This is a genomic window from Microbacterium sp. GbtcB4 (assembly GCF_019091465.1).
Classification (GTDB): Bacteria; Actinomycetota; Actinomycetes; order Actinomycetales; family Microbacteriaceae; genus Microbacterium; species Microbacterium paraoxydans.
Genome location: NZ_JAGXJJ010000005.1, coordinates 305154 through 326347, shown reverse-complemented (window position 1 = coordinate 326347; position 21194 = coordinate 305154). Strand labels below are relative to the sequence as shown.

The 21194-nt window shown below is 70.9% G+C and carries 20 protein-coding genes and 1 tRNA gene; 10 read left to right on the top strand and 11 right to left on the bottom strand.

Annotated elements, in window-relative coordinates; all coding sequences use genetic code 11:
• The first annotated feature begins 124 nt into the window (after positions 1 to 124).
• The gene (gene rsmD, locus KVS71_RS10895; RefSeq protein ID WP_217584520.1) at positions 125 to 739 is read left to right on the top strand and encodes a 16S rRNA (guanine(966)-N(2))-methyltransferase RsmD; all 615 of its coding nucleotides are present in this window, start codon (positions 125 to 127) and stop codon (positions 737 to 739) included.
• Here rsmD and thiL read toward each other — a convergent pair.
• A complete protein-coding gene (thiL, locus tag KVS71_RS10890; RefSeq protein WP_083370847.1) occupies positions 709 to 1704 on the bottom strand; it encodes a thiamine-phosphate kinase in 996 nt (331 codons plus the stop codon). The two genes, rsmD and thiL, sit on opposite strands and share 31 nt — an antisense overlap.
• Positions 1705 to 1727: 23 nt before the next feature.
• Here thiL and KVS71_RS10885 point away from each other — a divergent pair, with 23 nt between their 5' ends.
• Complete coding sequence (locus KVS71_RS10885; protein WP_025103314.1) at positions 1728 to 2210, top strand: DUF3515 domain-containing protein; 483 nt, start codon at positions 1728 to 1730, stop codon at positions 2208 to 2210.
• Between the two features lie 22 nt (positions 2211 to 2232).
• Here KVS71_RS10885 and KVS71_RS10880 read toward each other — a convergent pair whose 3' ends face one another.
• The 6 genes from KVS71_RS10880 to leuC form a co-directional block, all read right to left on the bottom strand.
• Positions 2233 to 3315 (bottom strand): D-alanine--D-alanine ligase family protein, encoded by a 1083-nt coding sequence (locus KVS71_RS10880; RefSeq protein ID WP_217584519.1) that lies wholly within the window; start codon positions 3313 to 3315, stop codon positions 2233 to 2235.
• Positions 3215 to 4354, bottom strand: coding sequence for an NAD(P)H-dependent glycerol-3-phosphate dehydrogenase (locus KVS71_RS10875; RefSeq protein ID WP_060922899.1), 1140 nt, complete (start codon positions 4352 to 4354; stop codon positions 3215 to 3217). Before KVS71_RS10875 ends, KVS71_RS10880 begins: the two co-directional genes overlap by 101 nt.
• The gene (locus tag KVS71_RS10870) at positions 4344 to 5099 is read right to left on the bottom strand and encodes a 1-acyl-sn-glycerol-3-phosphate acyltransferase (protein WP_029989231.1); all 756 of its coding nucleotides are present in this window, start codon (positions 5097 to 5099) and stop codon (positions 4344 to 4346) included. The genes KVS71_RS10875 and KVS71_RS10870 overlap by 11 nt, the downstream gene beginning before the upstream one ends.
• Positions 5100 to 5104: 5 nt before the next feature.
• Positions 5105 to 6472 (bottom strand): UDP-N-acetylglucosamine 1-carboxyvinyltransferase, encoded by a 1368-nt coding sequence (gene murA, locus KVS71_RS10865; RefSeq protein WP_060922898.1) that lies wholly within the window; start codon positions 6470 to 6472, stop codon positions 5105 to 5107.
• Between the two features lie 61 nt (positions 6473 to 6533).
• Entirely contained in the window at positions 6534 to 7154 is a 621-nt protein-coding gene (gene leuD, locus KVS71_RS10860) for a 3-isopropylmalate dehydratase small subunit (RefSeq protein WP_060922897.1), read from the bottom strand.
• Positions 7155 to 7156: 2 nt separating this feature from the next.
• A complete protein-coding gene (gene leuC / locus KVS71_RS10855) occupies positions 7157 to 8593 on the bottom strand; it encodes a 3-isopropylmalate dehydratase large subunit (protein WP_217584518.1) in 1437 nt (478 codons plus the stop codon).
• A 187-nt stretch (positions 8594 to 8780) separates the two neighbouring features.
• On the opposite strand from leuC, the gene KVS71_RS10850 reads away from it, so the two are divergent.
• Together KVS71_RS10850 and KVS71_RS10845 are read left to right on the top strand one after the other, a co-directional pair.
• Complete coding sequence (locus KVS71_RS10850) at positions 8781 to 10076, top strand: PLP-dependent transferase (RefSeq protein ID WP_217584517.1); 1296 nt, start codon at positions 8781 to 8783, stop codon at positions 10074 to 10076.
• Positions 10073 to 11386, top strand: a complete 1314-nt coding sequence (locus KVS71_RS10845; RefSeq protein ID WP_060922894.1) for an LLM class flavin-dependent oxidoreductase — start codon at positions 10073 to 10075, stop codon at positions 11384 to 11386. The genes KVS71_RS10850 and KVS71_RS10845 overlap by 4 nt, the downstream gene beginning before the upstream one ends.
• A gap of 16 nt (positions 11387 to 11402) precedes the next feature.
• On the opposite strand, the gene KVS71_RS10840 is transcribed toward KVS71_RS10845, so the two are convergent.
• Positions 11403 to 12410 (bottom strand): TerC/Alx family metal homeostasis membrane protein, encoded by a 1008-nt coding sequence (locus tag KVS71_RS10840; protein WP_105949750.1) that lies wholly within the window; start codon positions 12408 to 12410, stop codon positions 11403 to 11405.
• Between the two features lie 265 nt (positions 12411 to 12675).
• Between KVS71_RS10840 and KVS71_RS10835 the strand changes: the two genes are divergently transcribed.
• The 4 genes from KVS71_RS10835 (at position 12676) to KVS71_RS10820 (ending at position 16172) form a co-directional block, all read left to right on the top strand.
• Entirely contained in the window at positions 12676 to 13233 is a 558-nt protein-coding gene (locus KVS71_RS10835; RefSeq protein WP_105949749.1) for an RNA polymerase sigma factor, read from the top strand.
• A complete protein-coding gene (locus tag KVS71_RS10830; RefSeq protein WP_217584516.1) occupies positions 13230 to 14318 on the top strand; it encodes a DUF4349 domain-containing protein in 1089 nt (362 codons plus the stop codon). Before KVS71_RS10835 ends, KVS71_RS10830 begins: the two co-directional genes overlap by 4 nt.
• 64 nt (positions 14319 to 14382) lie before the next feature.
• On the top strand, positions 14383 to 14931 hold the full coding sequence (locus KVS71_RS10825) for a helix-turn-helix domain-containing protein (protein ID WP_060922890.1): 549 nt from the start codon (positions 14383 to 14385) through the stop codon (positions 14929 to 14931).
• The gene (locus KVS71_RS10820; protein ID WP_217584515.1) at positions 14931 to 16172 is read left to right on the top strand and encodes an MFS transporter; all 1242 of its coding nucleotides are present in this window, start codon (positions 14931 to 14933) and stop codon (positions 16170 to 16172) included. Before KVS71_RS10825 ends, KVS71_RS10820 begins: the two co-directional genes overlap by 1 nt.
• Before the next feature lie 60 nt (positions 16173 to 16232).
• Here KVS71_RS10820 and KVS71_RS10815 read toward each other — a convergent pair.
• Positions 16233 to 16305: transfer RNA gene (locus KVS71_RS10815), tRNA-Glu, on the bottom strand.
• Between the two features lie 151 nt (positions 16306 to 16456).
• Here KVS71_RS10815 and KVS71_RS10810 point away from each other — a divergent pair.
• Both KVS71_RS10810 and KVS71_RS10805 read left to right on the top strand, forming a co-directional pair.
• Positions 16457 to 17095 (top strand): MBL fold metallo-hydrolase, encoded by a 639-nt coding sequence (locus KVS71_RS10810; RefSeq protein WP_217584514.1) that lies wholly within the window; start codon positions 16457 to 16459, stop codon positions 17093 to 17095.
• Entirely contained in the window at positions 17092 to 17622 is a 531-nt protein-coding gene (locus KVS71_RS10805) for a GNAT family N-acetyltransferase (RefSeq protein WP_260981392.1), read from the top strand. The genes KVS71_RS10810 and KVS71_RS10805 overlap by 4 nt, the downstream gene beginning before the upstream one ends.
• Here the strand turns inward: KVS71_RS10805 and pepN are convergent.
• Together pepN and KVS71_RS10795 are read right to left on the bottom strand one after the other, a co-directional pair.
• Positions 17619 to 20102: an aminopeptidase N gene (pepN, locus tag KVS71_RS10800; protein ID WP_217584513.1), complete on the bottom strand. Its 2484-nt coding sequence runs from the start codon at positions 20100 to 20102 to the stop codon at positions 17619 to 17621. The two genes, KVS71_RS10805 and pepN, sit on opposite strands and share 4 nt — an antisense overlap.
• A 49-nt stretch (positions 20103 to 20151) precedes the next feature.
• The gene (locus KVS71_RS10795) at positions 20152 to 21162 is read right to left on the bottom strand and encodes a DNA topoisomerase IB (protein WP_217584512.1); all 1011 of its coding nucleotides are present in this window, start codon (positions 21160 to 21162) and stop codon (positions 20152 to 20154) included.
• Positions 21163 to 21194: the final 32 nt, after the last annotated feature.

The window sequence follows — 21194 nt, the reverse complement described above, 5'->3', positions numbered from 1 at the left end:
CCGTTCGCGACCGTCAGCGCGCGATGCCAGAGTCAACGCCGCGCGCCACGCCACCCGATTCTGACCCGCGCACCTAGGGAACCGCACGGACACGACCGTCCGCGGCCTGTCGTATCGTGAACGGGTGACGAGGATCATCGCCGGAACGGCACGCGGCACCCGGCTCGACGTCCCCGGCGCCGGGACCAGGCCGACGAGCGACCGCGTGCGCGAGTCACTGTTCGGCGCCCTGGAGTCGCTCGACGCGATCGCGGACGCCCGCGTGCTCGACCTCTACGCGGGCTCAGGGGCGCTCGGGCTCGAAGCCCTCAGCCGCGGCGCCCGGAGCGCCGACCTCGTCGAGCGGGGCCGGCAGGCCGCCGCCGTCGTGCGGCGCAACGCCGCGGCCGTCGCGAAGGCCTCCGGCACCGCGACCGCTCGGGTGCAGGAGGCGACCGTCCGGGCGTTCCTCGGCCGAGCGTCCGGGCCCTACGACCTCGTGTTCACGGATCCGCCGTACGACATCGGCGATGAGGCGATGGACGGCGACCTCGCCGCCCTCGCTCCGCTGCTCAGCGACGATGCCGTGGTGGTCGTCGAACGCGCCCGGCGTTCGTCCACACCCGACTTCGCCGCGGCCGGGCTCCGGGTTTTCCGGGAGAAGACCTACGGCGACACGACCCTCTGGTGGGCGGAGCCCGACCTCGAGGACGCCGCCTTCGCGACCGCTCAACCGGCGACGGAGTCCCAGTCCCGGTAGGGATCCCAGCCGCTGACGTCCACGGGACCGTCGTCGCAGAGCAGGTCCTCCTCGCCGCGCGGACGCACGACGCCGATCGCACGGAAACCCGGCGGCAGCACGCCGTCCGGGAACGTCGCGAGCAGGGCGTGGTCCTCCCCGCCTGCGAGCGCGCGCTGCGGGTTCGCGCCGAGCGCGGCGCCGTCCAGCGCGAGGGTGACGCCCGAGGCCTCGGCGAGGCGACGCGCGTCGAGGGCGAGCCCGTCCGAGACGTCCATCATCGCGGTCGCCCCGGCCGCCGCCGCGACCACGCCGAGACCGATGGGCGGCGACGGCCGCAGCTGCGCGGCGACCGCGGCGCTCTCCCCGGGTGCGAGAGCCGCGGGATCGACCGGGACCGGCGTCTCGCCGTCCCGGAAGCGGCCGAACAGCACGGCCAGCCCGTGTGCGGCGTGACCCAGCTCTCCGGCGACGGCGACGACGTCACCCGGTCGCGCCCCCGCCCTGGTCACCGGTGGGCGGCCTTCCAGGTCGCCCAGAGCGGTCACAGCGACCGTGAGCACCTCGGACACCGTGAGATCGCCGCCGACCACCGCGCACCCGGGGGCGAGCGCGGCGCAGGCCTCGCGGAAGCCGTCGGCCAGGCGCTCCACGAAGGACAGCCGGAGGTCGCGCGGCACGGCCAGAGCCACGAGCAGCGCGGTCGGGCGTGCGCCCATCGCGGCGATGTCGGCGAGGTTGACCGCCGCCGCCTTCCAGCCGAGGTCGTACCCGCTCGTCCAGGCGAGCCGGAAGTCGGGCCCGTGCACGAGCGTGTCCGTCGTCGCGACGACCGATGCCGAGGGGGCGGCGATCACGGCGGCATCGTCCCCGGGACCGAGAAGCGTGTGCGCGCCCGGCGCGGTGCGCTGGAGGATGGCGCGGAGGATGCGACCCTCCGAGAGATCTCCCAGGCGCGGATCGTCGGAGTCGGGTCGGGAGGGCATGTCGTCAAAGGTAGCCTGGATACATGCTTCGTTCCCGCCGCCTCGCTGCCGTTGCGGGGGCGATCGCCCTCGCCGCCGGACTCGCCGGATGCTCCACGACCGTGCACCTCGAGCCGGCGGCCGACGCGAACGACCCGGCCTGCGCGAACGTCTCCGTGCTCCTGCCGGACACCGTCGGGGGGTACGAGCGCGTGTGGACCGACGCGCAGGCGACGGGCGCCTGGGGAGACCCCACGGTCGTCCTGCGCTGCGGCGTGGAGCCGCCCGCCCCGTCCGATCTCGTCTGCACCACCCTCGGCGGCGTCGACTGGCTCGTCCTGGAGCAGGAGGAGGAGCGCCAGCGCCTCGTCACCTACGGTCGGGAACCGGCCATCGAGGTGATCATCCGCCGCGGCGAGCAGGTCGACTTCCAGTCGATCGTCGACAGCCTGTCGTCGAACATCCAGTCCGGGCTCGCCCCGGCGACCGCGCAGTGCACCGACCGGGTGGAGTTCCCCGCGAGCTGAGCACGCGCGGGGAACCACGACGTCAGCGGCGCAGGCCGGCCTCGACGAGCTCGGTGATGAGGTCGCCGTAGCTCAGTCCCGACGCCACCCAGCACTTCGGGAACATCGAGATGGGCGTGAATCCGGGCATCGTGTTGAGCTCGTTCACGACGAGCTCGCCGGTCGGGGTGAGGAACATGTCCACCCGGGCGAGGCCGCGACCGTCGACCGCCTGGAAGGCCCGGACGCCGGCCTCCTGGACGGCGGCCACCTCCGCCTCGGTCAGCTCCGCCGGGCACACCACGTCGACGCCGTCGCCGCCGAGGTACTTCCCCTCGAAGTCGTAGAAGCCGCGGTCGGTCAGCACGATCTCGCCGGGGAGGGAGGCGCGGACGCCGTCGGCGGTCTCGAGGACGGCCACCTCGATCTCCCGGCCGGCGACACCGGCCTCGATGAGCACCTTGTCGTCCTCGGCGAACGCGATGGTGAGGGCGGCGTCGAGTTCCTCCGGCGCCGACACCTTCGAGACGCCGACGCTCGACCCGGCGCGAGCGGGCTTGACGAAGACGGGCAGGCCGAAGTCGGCGGCGCGGGCGCGGAGGGCATCGGGATCCGCATCCCACTCACGACGGCGCACGGTCACACCCGGCGCCACCGCGATCCCGGCGGCCTGCAGGGCGATCTTCATGAAGTGCTTGTCCATGCACAGCGCCGAGTCGAGCACGCCGCCCCCGGCGTAGGGCACCTCGAGCGTGTCGAAGTAGCCCTGGATCGTGCCGTCCTCGCCGTGCGGTCCGTGCAGGATCGGCAGCACGACGTCGATCTCGCCGAGTCCCTCGGTCTCGCCGCCCGGATGCACGACCCGCAGGGTGCGGTCGCCCCCGGGTTCCGGCCAGAGCACCCGGGTGCCGTTGTCGACGACCTCCGGGAGATGCGCGGCGTCGAGCGGGAACTTCGCCGGGTCGTCGTCCTCGAGGACGAAGGCACCCTCGCGGGTGATCCCCACCGGGATCACGGCATACCGGTCACGATCGATCGCGCCCAGCACTCCCCCCGCCGTTGCGGAACTGATCGAATGCTCGCTGGAGCGCCCTCCGAAGAGCACCACCACCGTCTGCTTGTCCATGGTTGGTCCTCTCCCCCTGCGGGGTGTCGTCGTCCGTCGTGAGATGCGGGGCGATGTCCCGGGGATCCATCTTGCCGTCGAGCACCATCTTCACCTGCTCGACGATCGGCATGTGCACATCGGCTTCGCGAGCGAGCTGCAGCACCGGCGCGACCGAGGCGAGCCCCTCGGCCGTCTGCTGCATCTGCTTCACGACGTCCTGGAAGCTGTAGCCCTGCCCGAGCAGCCGCCCGGCGGTGTTGTTGCGGCTCAGGGGCGACTGGCAGGTCGCGATGAGGTCGCCGAGACCGGCCAGCCCCTGCAGGGTCTCCGGCTGGGCGCCGTTCGCGACCGCGAAGTCGGTCATCTCGACGAGGCCGCGGGTGATGATCGACGCCTTGGTATTCTCGCCGTAGCCGACGCCGTCGACGATGCCGATGGCGACGGCGATGAGGTTCTTGAGCACTCCGCCGAACTCCGTGCCGATGACGTCCGTGTTCACGAACGTCCGGAAGTAGGAGTTGCGCGCGGCCCGAGCCACGACGTCCGCGGTCTCCTGGCTGCGCGACGAGATCACGGCCGCGGTCGGCTGCTCCCGCGCGATCTCCAGGGCGAGATTCGGTCCGGAGGCCACGGCGATCCGGTCGGGATCGCACTGCAGCTCCTGCTGGATGACCTGGCTCATGCGCAGCCCGGTGCCCCGCTCGACGCCCTTCATGAGGCTGACGATCTTGGCGTCGCCCGAGGCGATCAACGGGCGCAGTGCCTTGAGGTTCTCCCGCAGCGACTGGCTCGGCACGGACAGGTACACCTGGTCGACGCCGTCGAGCGCGGTCGCCAGCTCGTGCGTGGCCGCCATCGTGCGGGGCAGGTTGATGCCCGGCAGGTAACGCGAGTTGCGCTTCGCCTCGTCGATCTCATGCGCGAGCTCGGCCCGGCGCGCCCACATCGTCACGTGGGCGCCGCCGTCGGCGAGGATCTTGCCGAACGTGGTGCCCCAGCTGCCGGCGCCGATCACGGCGACGCGGGGTCCGGCCGGCGCGGTTCTCTTAGGGGTCAAGGCGTCCGGTCTCCTTCTGGCCGTGGCTCGCCGGGTTCCAGCGCTCCGCGGGGGCCTTCTCGCCGCGCACCTGCTCCAGCAGCGCGGTGATCGCGTTCATGAGTCGGTTGGTCGCTTCCGTCAGCGCCGCCGGCTCACCCGCGCGGCCGCGGAGATCGGAGACGTCGACGGGGTCGCCGACGATGACGGTGACGGGCTTCCGGAGCGGCCAGAGGCTCAGCCCCTTCTGGTAGCGCCCCATGATCGCCTGGGTCCCCCACTGAGCCATCGGGATCAGCGGGATGCCGTCGGCGAGGGCGAGCCGCACCGCCCCCGACTTGCCGCGCATCGGCCACATGTCGGGGTCACGGGTGAGCGTGCCCTCCGGGTACACGATCACGCCGCGGCCGTGCTCCACGAGAGCTGCCGACTGGGCCATCGTCTGCTTCGCGGACGACGCCGACGAGGTGCGCGCGACCGGGATCATCCCCGTCTTGCGCAGGAACCACCCGAGCACCGGCACGCGGAAGAGGCTCTCCTTGGCCATGAACCGCGGAGCGCGCCCGATCCGCCAGACCGCCAAGGCGACGATCAGCGGGTCGAACTCCGAGTAGTGGTTCGGGGCCAGGACGAACGCGCCCTCTCGCGGGAGCTTCTCCGCACCGATGATGCGGACCTTCGCGATCAGCGACACCAGCGGGACGACGATCGCCGCGAGCGGCCAGAACACGCTCGGCCGCGTCTTCTCCGGAGACCGGGAAGCCATGGGGCTCACCGGAGGACGTCGAAGTCGGCGCCGAGCGCGTCGAGCTTGGCGAGGAACTTCTCGTATCCGCGGCTCAGGATGTCGACGCCCGACACCTTCGACTCGCCCGTGGCCGTCAGGGCCGCGATCACATGGCTGTAGCCGCCGCGGAGGTCGGGCACCACGATGTCGGCGCCGTGCAGAGGGGTGGGACCGGTGATGACGGCTGCCTGCTCCAGATCACGACGCGGCACGCGCCGGGGCCCGTCCTGCAGACCGCGCGGGTGCACGACGATGTCGGCGCCCATCTTGACCAGCGCCTCGGTGAAGCCCATCCGGTTCTCGTACACGGTCTCGTGCACGACCGAGCGGCCGTGCGCCTGGGTGAGCGCGACGACGAGCGGCTGCTGCCAGTCGGTCATGAAGCCCGGGTGCACGTCGGTCTCGATCACGACCGGCTTGATGTCGCCGTCGCGACGGAAGAGGATGCCGTCCTCCTGGATGTCGAACCAGCCGCCCGCCTTGCGGAAGACGTTGAGGAAGGTGAGCATCTCCTGCTGCTTGGCACCGCCGACGAAGATCTCGCCGTCCGTGGCCAGAGCGGCCGACGCCCACGAGGCCGCCTCGTTGCGGTCGAAGATCGACCGGTGGTCGTAACCGCGGAGCTTCTCGACGCCCTCGATGAGGATGACGCGGTTCGGCTCGTAGGAGATGATCGCGCCCATCTTCTGCAGGACGGCGATCAGGTCCATGATCTCCGGCTCGATCGCCGCGTTGCGGAGTTCGGTGATGCCCTCGGCGCGCACCGCGGTGAGGAGCACCTGCTCCGTGGCGCCGACGCTCGGGTAGGGCAGGTGGATGTTCGCGCCGTGCAGGCGGGTCCCTCCCGTCGAGAGGCGGATGCCGCTGGGCAGCTTCTCGACGATCGCGCCGAACTTGCGAAGAGCGTCCAGGTGGAAGTCGATCGGACGGTCGCCGATGCGGCAGCCGCCGAGGTCGGGGATGAACGCCTGACCCAGGCGGTGTAGCAGCGGGCCGCAGAACAGGATCGGGATCCGCGAGGCGCCCGCGTGGGCGTCGATCTCCTCGAAATGGGCCGACTCGACGTCGCTGGGGTCGAACACCAGCGAGCCGGGCTCGTCTCCCTCCGACACCCGGACGCCGTGCACCTCGAGCAGCGAGCGCACCACGGCGACGTCGCTGATGGCCGGCACGTCGCGCAGGACGCTCGTGGTCTCCCCGAGCAGGGACGCGACCATCGCCTTGGTGGCGAGGTTCTTCGCGCCCTTCACGTCGACGCGTCCGCGCAGCGGACGACCTCCACGGATGGCGAGGACGTCTCCGGTCAGCGCGGGGACGTCGTCGGAGAGAGCGTCGCGCACGGGTGTCGTCATTCGGGGCCTCACTTCGTTCATCGGGGGCGGGGTTACCCCTGGCTCCCCCGCCCCCTCCGTCTCACTGGACGGGGAGGGTCCGCGGCCGCCACGACTCGCGACGGGCCTCGAACTGCGCGATCTTGTCTTCGTTGCGCAGCGTGAGCCCGATGTCATCGAGCCCTTCGAGGAGCCGCCATCTAGTGTAATCGTCGATCCCGATGTCGGCCTGGAAGCCGGCCTCCGCGCCCCCGGTGGGGTCGCCGATGGCGGCGGTGCGCGCCTCGAGGTCGACCGTCATCCGCGCGCCGGGAACAGCGTCCATGAAGGCCCAGAACCGCTCCAGGTCCGCTTCGGAGATGGTCGCCGCGAGGAGCCCCTGCTTGCCCGCATTCCCGCGGAAGATGTCGGCGAACCGGGGGCTCAGCACGACCTTGAAGCCGAAGTCGCGAAGGGCCCAGACCGCGTGCTCACGGCTGGAGCCGGTGCCGAAATCAGGCCCGGCGACGAGCACGGACGCCCCCTGGTACGGCGCCTGGTTGAGCACGAAGGCGGGGTCCTGCCGCCAGCCGTGGAACAGCGCGTCCTCGAAGCCGGTCTTGGTGACGCGCTTGAGGAACACCGCGGGGATGATCTGGTCGGTGTCGACGTTCGACCGCTTCAGCGGCGCGGCGATGCCCGTGTGGGTGGTGAACTTCTCCATGATCAGGCCTCCAGATCGCTCGGGCTGGACAGGGTGCCGCGGATGGCGGTCGCCGCCGCGACGAGCGGCGACACGAGGTGCGTACGGCCGCCCTTGCCCTGGCGCCCTTCGAAGTTGCGGTTCGAGGTGGAGGCGCAGCGCTCCCCCGGGGCGAGCTGATCGGGATTCATGCCCAGACACATCGAGCACCCTGCGAAGCGCCACTCCGCCCCGAAGTCCTTGATGACCTGATCCAGGCCCTCGGCCTCGGCCTCCAGTCGCACGCGGGCGGACCCGGGGACGACCATCACCCGGACGCCGTCGGCCTTCTTCTTGCCCTGGATGATGGAGGCGAAGGCCCGGAGGTCCTCGATGCGGCTGTTCGTGCACGAGCCCATGAACACCGCGTCGACCGGCACTTCCTTGAGCGGCGTGCCCGGCGTCAGGTCCATGTACTCCAGCGCACGCTCGGCAGCGGCCCGCTCGTTCGGGTCGGCGATCTCCGCCGGGTTCGGCACCGTGGCGGAGAGCGAGCTGCCCTGGCCGGGGTTCGTCCCCCAGGTCACGAACGGCTCCAGCTCGTCGGCGTCGATGAAGACCTCGGCGTCGAACGTGGCGCCCTCGTCGGTCGGCAGCGTGCGCCAGTAGGCGACGGCGTCGTCCCAGTCCTGACCCTTCGGCGCGTGCGGACGGCCCTCGAGGTAGGCGAACGTCGTCTCGTCCGGGGCCACCATGCCGGCGCGCGCACCTGCCTCGATGGACATGTTGCAGATCGTCATGCGGCCCTCCATGGAGAGCGCGCGGATCGCGCTGCCGCGGTACTCGAGCACATAGCCCTGACCGCCGCCGGTGCCGATCTTGGCGATCACGGCGAGGATGATGTCCTTCGCGGTGACGCCGGGGCGCAGCGTGCCCTCGACGTTGATGGCCATCGTCTTGAACGGCTTCAACGGCAGGGTCTGGGTCGCCATGACATGCTCGACCTCGCTGGTCCCGATGCCGAACGCCATCGCGCCGAATGCGCCGTGCGTGGATGTGTGCGAGTCGCCGCAGACCACGGTGATGCCGGGCATGGTCAGGCCGAGCTGCGGGCCGACGACGTGCACGATGCCCTGCTCCGCGTCCCCCAGCGAGTGCAGACGCACGCCGAACTCGGCGGCGTTGCGGCGCAGCGTCTCGATCTGCGTCCGGCTGGTCAGATCGGCGATGGGCTTGTCGATCTCCCACGTCGGCGTGTTGTGATCCTCCGTGGCGATGGTCAGGTCGAGCCGGCGGAGCGAGCGCCCCTCGCTGCGGAGGCCGTCGAAGGCCTGCGGGCTGGTGACCTCGTGCACGAGGTGCAGGTCGATGTAGATGAGGTCGGGCTGGCCGTCCTCACCCTTGACGACGAGGTGGTCGTCCCAGACCTTCTCGGCGAGCGTCCTGGGGCGTGCGGAATCCGCACCGGCGGTGGTGGTCATGGCGTGTCTCCTGTGGATGGCGGTTCGGCCCACGATGGACTCCGCGACGAGGAGGGGCTCAGATCGAGGTCTCGCCGCGGCCGCTAAGAAGGAGCACGGTCCGCATGACGTCAGGTTACCACCGCTCGGACACGCCGAGACACGCCGTGACACTCTGTTGCTCACCCGATCGACCGAGAGGCCCCGCATGACCGTCGAGACCGCCCGCTTCGCCACCCGCGCCGTCCACGCCGCGAGAGGCCGAGCCGCTGCCGCCTCCCGTGTGACGCCGATCTACCTGACGGCGGGCTTCGAGTTCGACGACTTCGATCACGCCGCCGACCACTTCGGCACCGGCACCGGATTCGGGTACACCCGCACCGGCAACCCCACGGTGCACGCAGTGGAGCGACAGCTCGCGAGTCTGGAGTCCGGTGCCGACGCCGTGCTCGTGGCCAGCGGACAGGCTGCAGTGACCACTGCTCTGCTCTCGGTCGTGGGGGCGGGCGACCACATCGTGTCCTCGACCCACATCTACGAGGGCACCCGCGGGCTGTTCCTGGACAACCTCGCCCGCCTCGGCATCGAGACGACGTTCGTGGACGACATCACGGACCCGGATGCCTGGCGGGAGGCCGTACGCCCGACGACGAGGGCGCTGTTCGCGGAGTCGCTCGCCAACGCCCGCAACGACGTGCTCGACGTGGCGGCGGTGAGCGCCGTGGCCGACGAGATCGCCGTCCCCCTGATCGTCGACAACACCCTGGCCACGCCCGCCCTCCTCCGACCGCTGGAGCACGGCGCGGCCATCGTCGTGCACTCCGCGTCGAAGTTCCTCGCGGGCCAGGGCGCGGTGCTCGGCGGCGTGGTGATCGACGACGGCCGGTTCGATGCGGAGCGCGCCGGGCACAACGCCCCGCACCTCGTGCTGCCGGGGCGGGGCGGCGTCCCCAGCGTCTTCGCCCGGCACGGCGGCCGTGCCCGCATCGGGTACGCCAGGGAGTCGGTGGCCCCGCGATTCGGCGCGTCCCCCTCGCCCCTCAACGCGTTCCTCATCGGCCAGGGCACCGAGACGCTCGGCCTGCGTGTGGAGCGCCAGTCGCAGAACGCCCTCGCCGTCGCACGCTGGCTCGCCGCGCATGACGCCGTGGAGAGCGTGGACTACGTCGGCCTGCCCTCGCATCCTCATCACGAGACCGCGCTGCGCTACCTCGACGGCGGATTCGGCTCCATCTTCACCTTCACACTGCGCGGCGGCCTCCCCGCGGCCCGTCGCTTCGTGGAGGAGGTGTCCGTCTTCACCCACATGACGCACATCGGCGACGTGCGGTCGCTCGTGCTGCACCCCGGCACGACCAGCCACGCGCAGCGCACTGAGGCGGAGCGCCGGGTCCTCGGCGTCGGCCCCGGCACGCTGCGGCTGTCGATCGGCATCGAGGATGTCGACGACCTGATCGGCGACCTCGCGCGGGTGCTCGAGAGCGTCAGGGAGACGGTGGCATGAGCCGCCTGCAGCACTTCGGGTGGTTCCTCGCCCGGGGCTTCGGTCCTCAGGGCTGGGGATATCCGTCCCTGGACTGGGACTACGACTGGAAGCGGCCGGAGGTCTACCAGGAGGCCGCCCGCACCCTGGAGCAGGCCGGTTTCGACCTCGTGATCATCGAGGACAGTCCCTCGCTCGGCTCGGCGGACACGATCGACCTGCGCGTGCGTCATGCGTTCGGCGGCCCGAAGCACGACCCCCTGCTGCTCGCACCGTACCTCTTCCAGGCGACCCGTCATCTCGGCGTGGTGCCCACCGTGAACCCCGCGGCCTCGCTGCCCTACACCTCGGCCCGTCAGTTCGCGACCCTGCAGCACCTGAGCGGGCACCGGCTCGGCCTCAACGTGGTCACCGACACCGGCAGCGCCCGGCACTTCTCGGCGGCCCCGCAACTCGGCCACGACGAGGCGTACGACCGTGCCGAGGAATGGCTCGCGGGCATCCGCGCGCTCTGGCGGAGCTGGGACGACGGCGCGCTGGTCGCCGATCCCGTCTCCGGCGTCTACGCGGACGGCACGCGCATGCGTCCGGTGCAGCACCGCGGCGCCCACTACGACTTCGACGGCCCTCTCAACGCCCTGCCCTTCACGGACGGCGAGCCGGCCATCGTCTCCCCCGGCGGCTCCGGGCGCGGCCTGGCGTTCGCGGGGGCGAACTCCGACGTCCAGCTGGCGCTCGCTCCCCTGCACGAGAAGGCGGTTCGGGAGTATCGGCAGCGGGTGCACGACGCGGCTCTCGCCCGCGGGCGCCGGGCCGAGGACGTCAAGATCCTCTTCGCGATCCAGCCCGTGATCACGGCGTCCGCCGAGGAGGCCGACCGGATCGTGGCCGCCTCCGCCCACCCGGACGACGCCGCGCTCGCGCAGATCGCCCGCAAGCAGTCGAGCGACCTGGAGACCGACCTCACGGCCCTCGATCTGGACCGCCCTCTCGACCCCTCGATCTTCGGAGCTCACGTCTCCCGTGGGAGCATCCAGCGGCTGATCGGGGATCGTGGGGAGGATGCCCCGCTCCGCGCGCACCTCACCGCACTCGCCCGCACCGGCCGGCTGCGTGATCGCAGCGGCTTCGTGGGTACCGCGGAGGAATTCGCCGATCTCGTCGAGGAGCTCGGCGAGTGGGGCAACGACGGCGTGCTCCTCTGGGGCGACTTCCATCCCGTGACGCTGCACCGGACCCTCGACGAGCTGGTGCCGATCCTCCGCCGCCGCGGGCTCCTCCGCCGCGAGTACGCGGACGGCGGCCTGCAGGCCAACCTGCAGGCGTTCTGACCCGCGCCCCGCCGGATCAGTCCCGGATCGCAGCCGTGCGCTTCTCGGCGCGCTTCTCCCGGGACGAGGCGATCAGGCTCGCGATCGTCGCCACCGTCATCGAGACGAGGATCACGGCGAGCGACACCATGTTGTCGATGTCCGGCACCCATTCCACGTGCTCGCCGCCGTTGATGAACGGGAGCTCGTTGACGTGCAGCGCATGCAGGATCAGCTTGATGCCGATGAACCCGAGGATCACGGCGATGCCGTAGTGCAGGTAGCGGAGGCGGTCCAGGAGGTCGCCGAGGAGGAAGTAGAGCTGGCGCAGCCCCATGAGCGCGAAGATGTTGGCGGCGAAGACGAGGAAGCCGTTGGTCGTGATCTCGAAGATCGCCGGGATCGAGTCGATCGCGAAGATGAGGTCGGTGACGCCGATCGTGATGAACACGATGATCATCGGCGTCCACATGCGCTTCCCGTCGACGGTCGTGCGGATCTTCGAGCCGTCGTAGGTCTCGCTGATGTCGATCCGACGGCGGAGCAGCCGGACGATGAAGTTCTCGCGCTTGACGTCGTCCTCGTGCTCGCCTTCCGGCATCGCCTGCCGGATGGCGGTGTAGACGAGGAAGGCGCCGAACAGGTAGAAGATCGGCGAGAAGTTCTCGATGATCGTCACGCCGACGAGAATGAACAGTCCGCGCAGGATCAGCGCGATGATGATCCCGACCATGAGCACCTGCTGCTGCAGACGTCGCGGCACCGCGAACTGCGCCATGATCAGCACGAAGACGAACAGGTTGTCGACGGAGAGGCTGTACTCCAGCGCCCACCCGGTGATGAAGTCCCCGGCGTTCTGCCATCCGCCCACGTTCCCCAGCAGCACCGCGAAGAGCAGCGCGAGACCCACGTAGAACACGACCCACAGCGTCGACTCCTTGGTGGAGGGGATGTGCGGGCGCAGCCGGATGAGGAGCAGGTCGGCGATCAGGATGATCGTGAGGACGACCATCGACGTGATCTCGAACCAGACGGGGATGTCCACGGGCGCTGTGCACCTTTCGCGAGGGGTCGGGATTGAGTCGAAAGTCTCTCCCCCGCAGTTATGCGGCGCGCGCCCGGAGCAGCGATGTCGGTGCTCGTGATGACGTTACGCGCGGATTCGGGATACTCCCTCTCGCCCGGGCCATGCTACCGGAGGTGGAGGTCGTCGGGACGAGGAAGTCGACACACGATGCGCATCCGGATCCGTGTTGAGACGATGGGACGTCCGCCGACACTCTCGAGGAGAGACACCGAACGGAACCAGGATGCCCGCACAGACGAGTGACCAGCGCTGGGCCGCCCAGGCGGCGGCCGGCGATCAGAGCGCCTTCCGCGCCCTGTATCGCGCCCATGTGCGCCCCGTGTACTGGATCGCCCATGGCATCCTGGGCGCCGTCGCCGACGCGGAAGACGTGACGCAGGAGACCTTCGTAGTCGCCTGGCGCAAGCTTCCGGGGCTGCAGCTGCAGGGAGAGTCGATCCTCCCCTGGCTCGCGACGATCTGCCGCTTCCAGGCGGCGAACCGGCTGCGCCAGCGCCGCCGCGACCAGGCGCACACGACGGACGCGGCCGACGACCAGCTCCCCGACGTCGTCAGCGTCGAGGACCAGGTGATCACGGCGGCGCTCGCCGCTCGGATCGCCGCGGAGGTGGGCACCCTGAGCGCGCTCGACCAGGAGATCTTCCGGCTCTGCGCCTCCGAGGGCTACGCCTACCAGGCCGCCGCCGACGAGCTCGGCGTGACGCACGCCGTCGTCCGGAACCGTCTCTCGCGCGTGCGCACTCAGCTGCGCGGCGCCGTCAAGGAAGTGAGGGACGCATGAACGACCAGACCCCGCAGCAGAGCCTCCCGCCCGTGTCCGACGCGACCGTCGCGCGGATCGAGGAGGCCGTGTTCACCGAGATCCAGGGCGAGCGGCCGCCTGTTCCGCCGCGCGCAGAGCGCGCCAGGAGACGACGGCGCCGGTGGCTCACGGCCGGCGGGATCGCGGCGGCCTTCGTCGTCGGAGTCCTCGTGACGCCGCCGATCCTCGGTGCCGTGGGAGGGGGCGGCTCGTCCGTGTCCACAGCGGACGGCGTCGTGGGCTGGTCGACCGACGAGGCGGGGTCGGCCGTGCCGGACCGCGCTGTCGAGGGGGCGACCCTGCCCGGTGCCATCGGATCGGACGCCGCGGCATCCGCCGAAGACGGCAGGGAGATCGTCGCCTCGGCCCAGGCCTCGGTGCAGGTGAAGGAGATCGCCGATGCCGCCGCCGCCATCGGCGACCTCGCTGTCGAGCACGGCGGCTACGTCGAGAGCACCGAGGTCGGCAAGGCGCTCGCGACGGATGCCCCCGCCGAGCGGGTCCCCACGGACTCCGGGTACGGCTGGACCACGGTCCGCGTCCCCGCCGACGACTTGACCGCGGTGATCGCGGCCCTCGGCGACACCGGGGAGGTGCTCTCGTCCTCCGTCACGAAACAGGACGTGACCGCCACCGCGATCGACCTCCGCGCCCGCGTGGAGTCGACCCGCGCCTCGGTGCAGCGGCTCACGGAGCTCATGAGCCAGTCGGGCACGGTCGCCGATCTCATCGAGGCCGAGGTCGCGCTCACCGAACGCCAGGCGCAGCTCGAGTCGTACGAACAGCAGCTCGCCGCGCTGGAGGATCAGGTGGCCCTGTCGTCCCTCACCGTGGATTTGTCGAGGGCGGACGCGCCGGCCGCGGCGGACCCCGCGGGCTTCGGCGACGGGCTCCGGGCCGGATGGAACGGTCTGGTGGTCTCGCTGAACGCCCTGGTGATCGCGTTCGGCTTCCTCCTCCCCTGGCTCGCGGTGACCGCTGTCGTCGTGCTGGTCGTCTGGCTCGTCCGCCGCGGCCGACGGCGCAGGAAGGCCGCGTCCGCTGCGCCCCGCGCGGAGGAATAGCCCGCCGTTCCGGGGTATACAAGAAGTCTTGTGCGTCTCCGCACCGGTGCATAGCCTTCGGAGCGTGGAAGACATCTCTGTGATCACCGCCGTGCACCATCCGCTGCGTCGCCGCATCTACGACTACCTCCTGCTGTACGGCACCTCGCAGGTGACGGCGATCGCCCGTGCGCTCGAGAGTCAGGTCGGCAGCATCAGCCATCACCTCCGGATGCTCGAGCGTGCCGGCATCGTCGAGCGCGCAGCCGACCCGACCGGCGATCGGCGCACGAGCTGGTGGACGGTCGCACGGCGGGGCCTGACCTGGTCGGTCGAGGACTTCGCCGACTCCCCCGCCGATGCCCTGCTCGCCCGGGAAGCACAACGGCAGGGCATCCGCATGCAGATCGACCGTCTGCAGCGCTGGCACCGCCGCCGAGGCGAGCCCGCCGTGGCTGACTACGACGCCTCCAACACGGAGACCACCGCGTGGGCGACCCCGGAGGAACTGCGCGACCTCTCCGCGCGCGTGCTGGGCGTGGTGCGGGACTGGCAGGCCTCGATCGACGAAGACGACGGCCGGGCGCGCACGCCGGTGTTCTTCTTCGCCCACGCGTTCCCCACGGAGCCGTGATGACCGCGCTCACCCCGCCCGTCGAGCTCTCCAGTCCCCCTCCGTTCCGGCGTGACCGGATGGTGCACGCGTGGATCGGCGTGAAGGCCCTGTCCGACGCCGGCGACGCCGTGTGGACGATCGCGTTGGCGTGGACAGCCGTGCAGATCGCCTCCCCCGCCGTCGCCGGACTCATCGTCGCCGCCGGCACGGTGCCGCGCGCGATGGTGCTGCTCTTCGGCGGGGTCATCGCAGACCGCGCCGATGCCCGCCGAGTGATGATGGTCTGCAACACGGTCCGCGTGGGGGTGCTCGTCGCCGCTGCCGTGTGGACGGTCTCGCATGCGCCCACCGTGCCCGTCCTGCTCGCCGCCGCCGTGGCGTTCGGGGTGTGCGACGCGTTCTACGAACCCTCGGCCGGCACTATCGGGCGACAGCTGGTACGCACGGACGACCTCCCCTCCTACGCGGCTGTCCTGCAGACGGCGTCTCGCCTCGGCACGATGGGAGGCGCCGCTCTCGGCGGCCTGCTCGTCGCCCAGGCAGGTCTCGCGGGGAGCGCATCGGCGAACGCGGTGACCTTCGCTCTGGTCGTCGGTTTCCTGGCGATCGCCCTCCGTCCGCGGTTCCGGCTCGCCCGGGCCCCGCGCACGTCATCCCTGCGGGCGATCGGCGCGGCGTTCGCCCACCTCGGAGCGAACCCCACGACGCGCACGCTCGTCATCGCCCTCTCCGGACTCAATCTCGCCGTGGGACCCGCCGTCGGCATCGGCCTGGCTCTGCGGGCGCACGACGAGGGTTGGGGGGCTCCCGCGGTCGGCCTCTTCGAGGGCCTGCTCGGCCTCGGCGCCGCCGTGGGGGCTGCCACGGTCGCGAGATGGCGGCCGCGCCACGAGGCGCGGAGCGGGTTCGGCGCTCTCCTCGTCCAGGGAGCGGGCATCGTCGCGCTCGGGTTCGGCCCCGCCTGGACGGTGGCCGTCGCCGCCACCGTCGTCGGCGCCACCGCCGGCTACGCCTCCGTGCTGCTGAGCGCGACCTTCGCCGCGACGGTGGACACCGCGTTCCTCGGTCGCATGGGCTCCCTCACCCGGCTCGGCGACGACTGCCTGATGCCGCTCGCGATGGCGGGCTTCGGCGCGCTGGCGTCCCTCACCACCGTCTGGGTGCCGTTCGTCGTGGCCGGTGGCGCGATGATGGCGCTCATGGTCGTGCCGCTCCAGGCCCGGGCGTTCCGGACCCTGTCGCTGCGCGCGGACGACTGACGCGCACGCTCGGAACGACGAAAGCCCCCCGGAGAACCGGAGGGCTTTCGTCGTGTTGTGTGACCCCAGCGGGATTCGAACCCGCGTTACCGCCGTGAGAGGGCGGCGTACTAGGCCGCTATACGATGGGGCCGTCTTGCGGAACTTTTCCGTTCCGCGACAACCGTTCAAGTATGCCACGGCGATTCTCATGGCGCCAAATCGAGGCCGCTCCAACCAGGATCCCGGGCGTGGCGCGCCGATCTCCGTTTGCCGCAGCCCCCGGGAAGGAGTTGACTCGTCTCATGCGCGTCACCAAGTTCGAACATGCCACCCTCCGTCTGGACCAGAACGACGACACCCTCCTGATCGATCCGGGATCCTTCACCGCGCCGCTGCACGATCTCAGCGGACTGGTCGCCATCGTGCTCACGCACGAGCACCCCGACCACTGGACGCCGGAGCACCTCGACCGGATCCTGCGCGCGGCCGCCGGGACCCCGATCTTCGGGCCGGAGGGCGTGGCGAAGGCGGCGGAGGGCTATGAGGTCACCGTCGTCTCCCCCGGCGACACCGTGGAGGTCGGCGCCTTCACCCTGCGCTTCTTCGGAGGCACGCACGCGGTGATCCACTCGTCGATCCCGACGATCGACAACGTGGGCGTGCTCGTCAACGACACGTTCTACTACCCCGGTGACTCGTATGCGGTGCCCGAGGGCGTCGAGGTCGGCACCCTCGCCGCGCCGCTCGGAGCCCCGTGGCTCAAGATCGGGGAGGCCATCGACTACGTGCTCGCCGTGAAGCCCCGCCGGGCGTTCGGCACGCACGACATGACCCTGTCCGTGATCGGCAAGAACATGCACCGCCAGCGACTGCAGTGGGCGACCGAGCAGGGCGGCGGCGAGTTCCTCGTGCTCGAACCCGGCGACGCCGTGGATCTGTGACGGCATCGCGACGCCTCCTTCCCGCCCCGACGCCGCGGCTCGCCTTCCGGGAGATGACCGCCGACGACCTCGACGAGATGGCGGCGCTCCTCGGGGATCCGAAGGTCATGGCCTACTACCCGGCGCCGAAGTCGCGAACCGAAGCCGCCGCGTGGATCGCGCGCATGCAGCAGCGCTACCGCGAGGACGGCCACGGTCTCTGGATCATCGAGACGCACGACGGGGAGTTCCTCGGTGACTGCGGTCTCACCTGGCAGTCGGTGAACGACTCCCCCGTGCTCGAAGTCGGGTATCACGTCCGCACCGACCGCCAACGACGCGGCTATGCGACCGAAGCTGCGCGCGCCTGCGTCGACCTCGTCGCGCAGACCTTCGCACCGACCCTCCTCACCGCCATCATCCACCCCGAGAACCAGGCGTCACGAGGGGTGGCGGAGAAGCTCGGCATGACCCACATCACCGATGACCATGCCCATCCGTGGATCGTGCGGACCGTGATGGGCATGACCGTGGAGGCCGCGACCTAGTCCTGAGCGCCCCGCACCCGCAGGTCACGCGCGAGGTGGTCGCGCTGCTCGATGAGGAGTCGTCGCAGCGCCGCCGGGGCCTCGGGGCTGGCCGACAGCCAGGCATCGACCAGGTCCAGCGAGGACCGCGCGGGGAACAGACCGATCACCAGTCGACGAGCGATCTCGATGCTCCGCTCCGACCACGCCGTCCCGATCCGCTCGAAGTACTCCTCGTCGAAGGACTCGATGAGGTCGCGGCGGCCGCCGGCGCGGAAGCCCGCGATCTCGGCATCGAGGTGGTCGTTGGTGAGAGACCGGTCATCCCATGCGGCCGTCCAGGCGGCCGCGCGCACCGTCGCGTCGGGCACGGAGGCACGAGCGCGGCGGGCGGCGGTGCGTCCGTCGCCGGTGTCGTCCCGCTCCTCCTCCGCGGCGATGTCCGTGAGATCGGCGCGGCCGGTCGTCACGAGGGCCGTGAGGAGCTGCCAGCGCAGGTCGGGATCCACGACGAGCCCCTCGGGCACATCGCCGTCGAGCAGGGCACGGACCTCGGCGTGATGGATGTCGTCGAAGGCCGAGGCCGCCGCCAGCGCGCGCGCCCAGGAGAGCTGGGCGTCGCTGCCGGCGTCCGCCTGCTGCAGCGCCGACCACGTGGCTTCGGTCCAAGCGCGCTGCTCCGCGTCGCGTCGGTCGTCGCGGACGAAATGCCGCAGCGCGAAAGCGGCGTCGAGGAGCGCTGCGGCCAGCAGACCGCCGTTCGACTCCCGCGGCGCGTGCGCCCGCACGATCGCGACGAAGCGGGCCGCGTCGAGCTCGCCGTCGCGGGTCGCGTTCCACAGCGACGACCACACGAGCGCACGGGCGAGCGGGTCCTCGATGTCGGAGAGGGACTCCTCGACGGTGCGCAACGACCGCTCGTCGAGGCGCGCCTTCGCATAGGTGAGGTCGTCGTCGTTGAGCAGCACGAGATCGGCCTCGGGGAGGTCGATGTCGACGCGCTCCCCGATCAGGTCCAGCTCCCGCTGCTCCCGCCGCACGATGCGGCCGTCCACGCGGTCGTACAGCCCGATCCGCAGGCGGTGCGGACGCACATCGTCCTGCACGAGGTGGTGTCCTCCATCGTCGTCGGTCTCCGTCCAGATCGTCGAGACGCCCGTCGTCTGCAGCCAGGCGGCTGCCCAGTCGGTCATGTCCCGCCCGGACACCGCGCTGAGCTCGACGAGGAAGTCGTCGAGAGTGGTGTTGCCGAAGGCGTTGGCGGCGAAGTAACGGCGAGCCCCCTCGAAGAAGGCGTCATCGCCCACGAACGCGACGAGCTGCTTCAGCACCGAAGCGCCCTTGGCGTAGGTGATGCCGTCGAAGTTCAGCTTCGCGGCCTCGAGGTCGGGGATGTCGGCGACGATGGGATGCGTCGTGGGGAGCTGGTCCTGCTGGTAGGCCCAGGCCTTGCGCCGCATGGCGAACGTCACCCAGGCGTCGTGGAACCGGGTGGCCACCGCCGAGGCGTGCGAGCCCATGTAGTCGGCGAACGACTCCTTGAGCCAGAGGTCGTCCCACCACGTCATCGTGACGAGGTCGCCGAACCACATGTGCGCCATCTCGTGGAGGATCGTGTTGGCCCGGCTCGCCCGCTGCGCCTCGGTGGCGGCGCCGCGCGAGAGGTAGCCCTCCGTGAAGGTGACCAGACCGGGATTCTCCATCGCACCGAGGTTGTACTCGGGGACGAAGATCTGGTCGTACTTGCCCCACGGATAGGGATAGGCGAAGGCGTCGGTGAAGAAGTCGAGCCCCTGCCGGGTGACCTCGAGGATCTCGTCGGCCTCGAGGTGATCGACGAGCGAGCGGCGGACGAACACCCCGAGGGCGACCCGCTGTTCGTCTCTGGTCCACTCCCCGTCGACGCGGGCATACGGGCCGGCTGCGACCGCCGTGATGTAGCTCGAGATCGGCAGCGTGGGAGCGAACTGCACCCGCTGCACGCCGACGCCGAGGTCGACGTGAGCCGGCGACTGGTTCGAGAGCACCTCCCACCCGGACGGCGCGTCGACGACGAAGGTGTACTCCGCCTTCATGTCCGGCTGCTCGAAGCAGGCCATCACCCGGCGGGAGTCCGCGGGCTCGTACTGGGTGTAAAGGTAGGTGCGATCGTCCGCCGGGTCGTGGAACCGGTGCAGGCCCTCCCCCGACCGGCTGTAGGCACCGACCGCCTCGACCAGGACGACGTTCGAGGCAGCGAGGCCGTCGATCGTCAGGCGCGCGCCGTCGTAGACGACGTCCCGCTCCTCGCCGTTCACTTCAACGCGGAGGACCTCTTCGCCGATGAAGTCCAGCCACGTGCTCTGGACGGTCGCATCGAACTCCAGCACGGTCGTGGTCGGGAAACCCGTGCGCGCCCGCTCGGGGGCTCCGGTCAGGTCCAGCTCGACGCGGATGCGGTGCAGGGTGATCGCAGCGGATCGCGCCGCGGTCTCCTCACGGGTCAGGTTCGCGGTGTGCATCCCCCCATCCTGGCATCTTCCCGGGGGCGATCGGGGAGCGTCGGCGCGTTCAGCCGCGCCGCCCTGTTCCTCGCCGGTTGACCTTGCGCGACGTCTCCGGTCCGCCCAGCAGTCGCCGGATCGCGGTCTCCGGGGTCACGTCGAGATCGAGCGTCCGGCCCCGACCGTACTGCCGGAACACGCGGGGATCGATGTAGCTGTTGCGGGCGACCGCGGTCGTGTTGCCGAGGGCGGTCGCCGCCGCCTGCACCGCGAGGCGTTCGGCCTGGTTCCGCTGACCGCGGCGGTCGAGGGCTCCGATGCGGGCGAGGGCGTCCGCGGCGATGATCGTGCCGTGGAGGGTGCGGAAGTCCTTGGCCGAGAAGCTGGCCCCGAGCACGTCCTTGAGGTACGTGTTGACCTCGGCGGGCGTGATCTTCACCCGCCGCCGGCCTTTCCGGTACGCCAGGAGGAAGGCGGTCGAGGCACCGCTCGCGAAGTCGGTGAGGGCTTCGGCGAGGGATTCGTCGGTGATCTCGATCGCGGCGGTCTGTCCGCTCTTCGCCGGGAAGGAGAGGGCGACGTCGCCGCCGTCGATGCGGACGTCGCGGCGACGGAGCGTGGTCAGGCCCCGGCTGCCGTGGCGCGCCAGGTAGCGCTCGGAACCGATCCGCAGCGCGGCGTCGTCGAGGAGGCGGAAGGCGATCGCGAGGGCTCGCTCCTTCGTCTGCCCGTCCTCCTTGAGAGCCTTGGTGACCTGCGTCCGGGCGCTGGGCAGGGCCGCGGCGAGGTCAAGCGCACGGACGAACTTGCGACGGTCGCGGGAGACCCGCCAGAGCGGGTGGTACAGGTACTGCTTGCGCCCGGCGGTGTCGATCCCCACGGCCTGGATGTGCGCGAGCGGGTCGGCCGCGATCCACACGTCCTGCCACGCCGGCGGGATCACCAGGTCGCTGATGCGTTCGCGATCCGCCTCGGGCGCCGGCTCCCCCGTCGGATCGACGTACCGGAATCCCGAGCTCGTCCGCTTCCGTGTGAAACCCGGGTCCTGGCCGGGTACCACTCGCACCAGTCGCGCCATGCGTCTCTCCTCCCGCCGTGCAGCTCCTCCGA

Bases quoted from the DNA above. Each gene is read 5' to 3' on its own strand.
- thiL (WP_083370847.1), bottom strand. From the start codon at position 1,704: ATGCCCTCCCGACCCGACTCCGACGATCCGCGCCTGGGAGATCTCTCG.
- KVS71_RS10885 (WP_025103314.1), top strand. From the start codon at position 1,728: ATGCTTCGTTCCCGCCGCCTCGCTGCCGTTGCGGGGGCGATCGCCCTC.
- KVS71_RS10880 (WP_217584519.1), bottom strand. From the start codon at position 3,315: ATGGACAAGCAGACGGTGGTGGTGCTCTTCGGAGGGCGCTCCAGCGAG.
- KVS71_RS10870 (WP_029989231.1), bottom strand. From the start codon at position 5,099: ATGGCTTCCCGGTCTCCGGAGAAGACGCGGCCGAGCGTGTTCTGGCCG.
- murA (WP_060922898.1), bottom strand. From the start codon at position 6,472: ATGACGACACCCGTGCGCGACGCTCTCTCCGACGACGTCCCCGCGCTG.
- leuD (WP_060922897.1), bottom strand. From the start codon at position 7,154: ATGGAGAAGTTCACCACCCACACGGGCATCGCCGCGCCGCTGAAGCGG.
- leuC (WP_217584518.1), bottom strand. From the start codon at position 8,593: ATGACCACCACCGCCGGTGCGGATTCCGCACGCCCCAGGACGCTCGCC.
- KVS71_RS10850 (WP_217584517.1), top strand. From the start codon at position 8,781: ATGACCGTCGAGACCGCCCGCTTCGCCACCCGCGCCGTCCACGCCGCG.
- KVS71_RS10845 (WP_060922894.1), top strand. From the start codon at position 10,073: ATGAGCCGCCTGCAGCACTTCGGGTGGTTCCTCGCCCGGGGCTTCGGT.
- KVS71_RS10835 (WP_105949749.1), top strand. From the start codon at position 12,676: ATGCCCGCACAGACGAGTGACCAGCGCTGGGCCGCCCAGGCGGCGGCC.
- KVS71_RS10830 (WP_217584516.1), top strand. From the start codon at position 13,230: ATGAACGACCAGACCCCGCAGCAGAGCCTCCCGCCCGTGTCCGACGCG.
- KVS71_RS10820 (WP_217584515.1), top strand. From the start codon at position 14,931: ATGACCGCGCTCACCCCGCCCGTCGAGCTCTCCAGTCCCCCTCCGTTC.
- KVS71_RS10810 (WP_217584514.1), top strand. From the start codon at position 16,457: ATGCGCGTCACCAAGTTCGAACATGCCACCCTCCGTCTGGACCAGAAC.
- pepN (WP_217584513.1), bottom strand. From the start codon at position 20,102: ATGCACACCGCGAACCTGACCCGTGAGGAGACCGCGGCGCGATCCGCT.
- KVS71_RS10795 (WP_217584512.1), bottom strand. From the start codon at position 21,162: ATGGCGCGACTGGTGCGAGTGGTACCCGGCCAGGACCCGGGTTTCACA.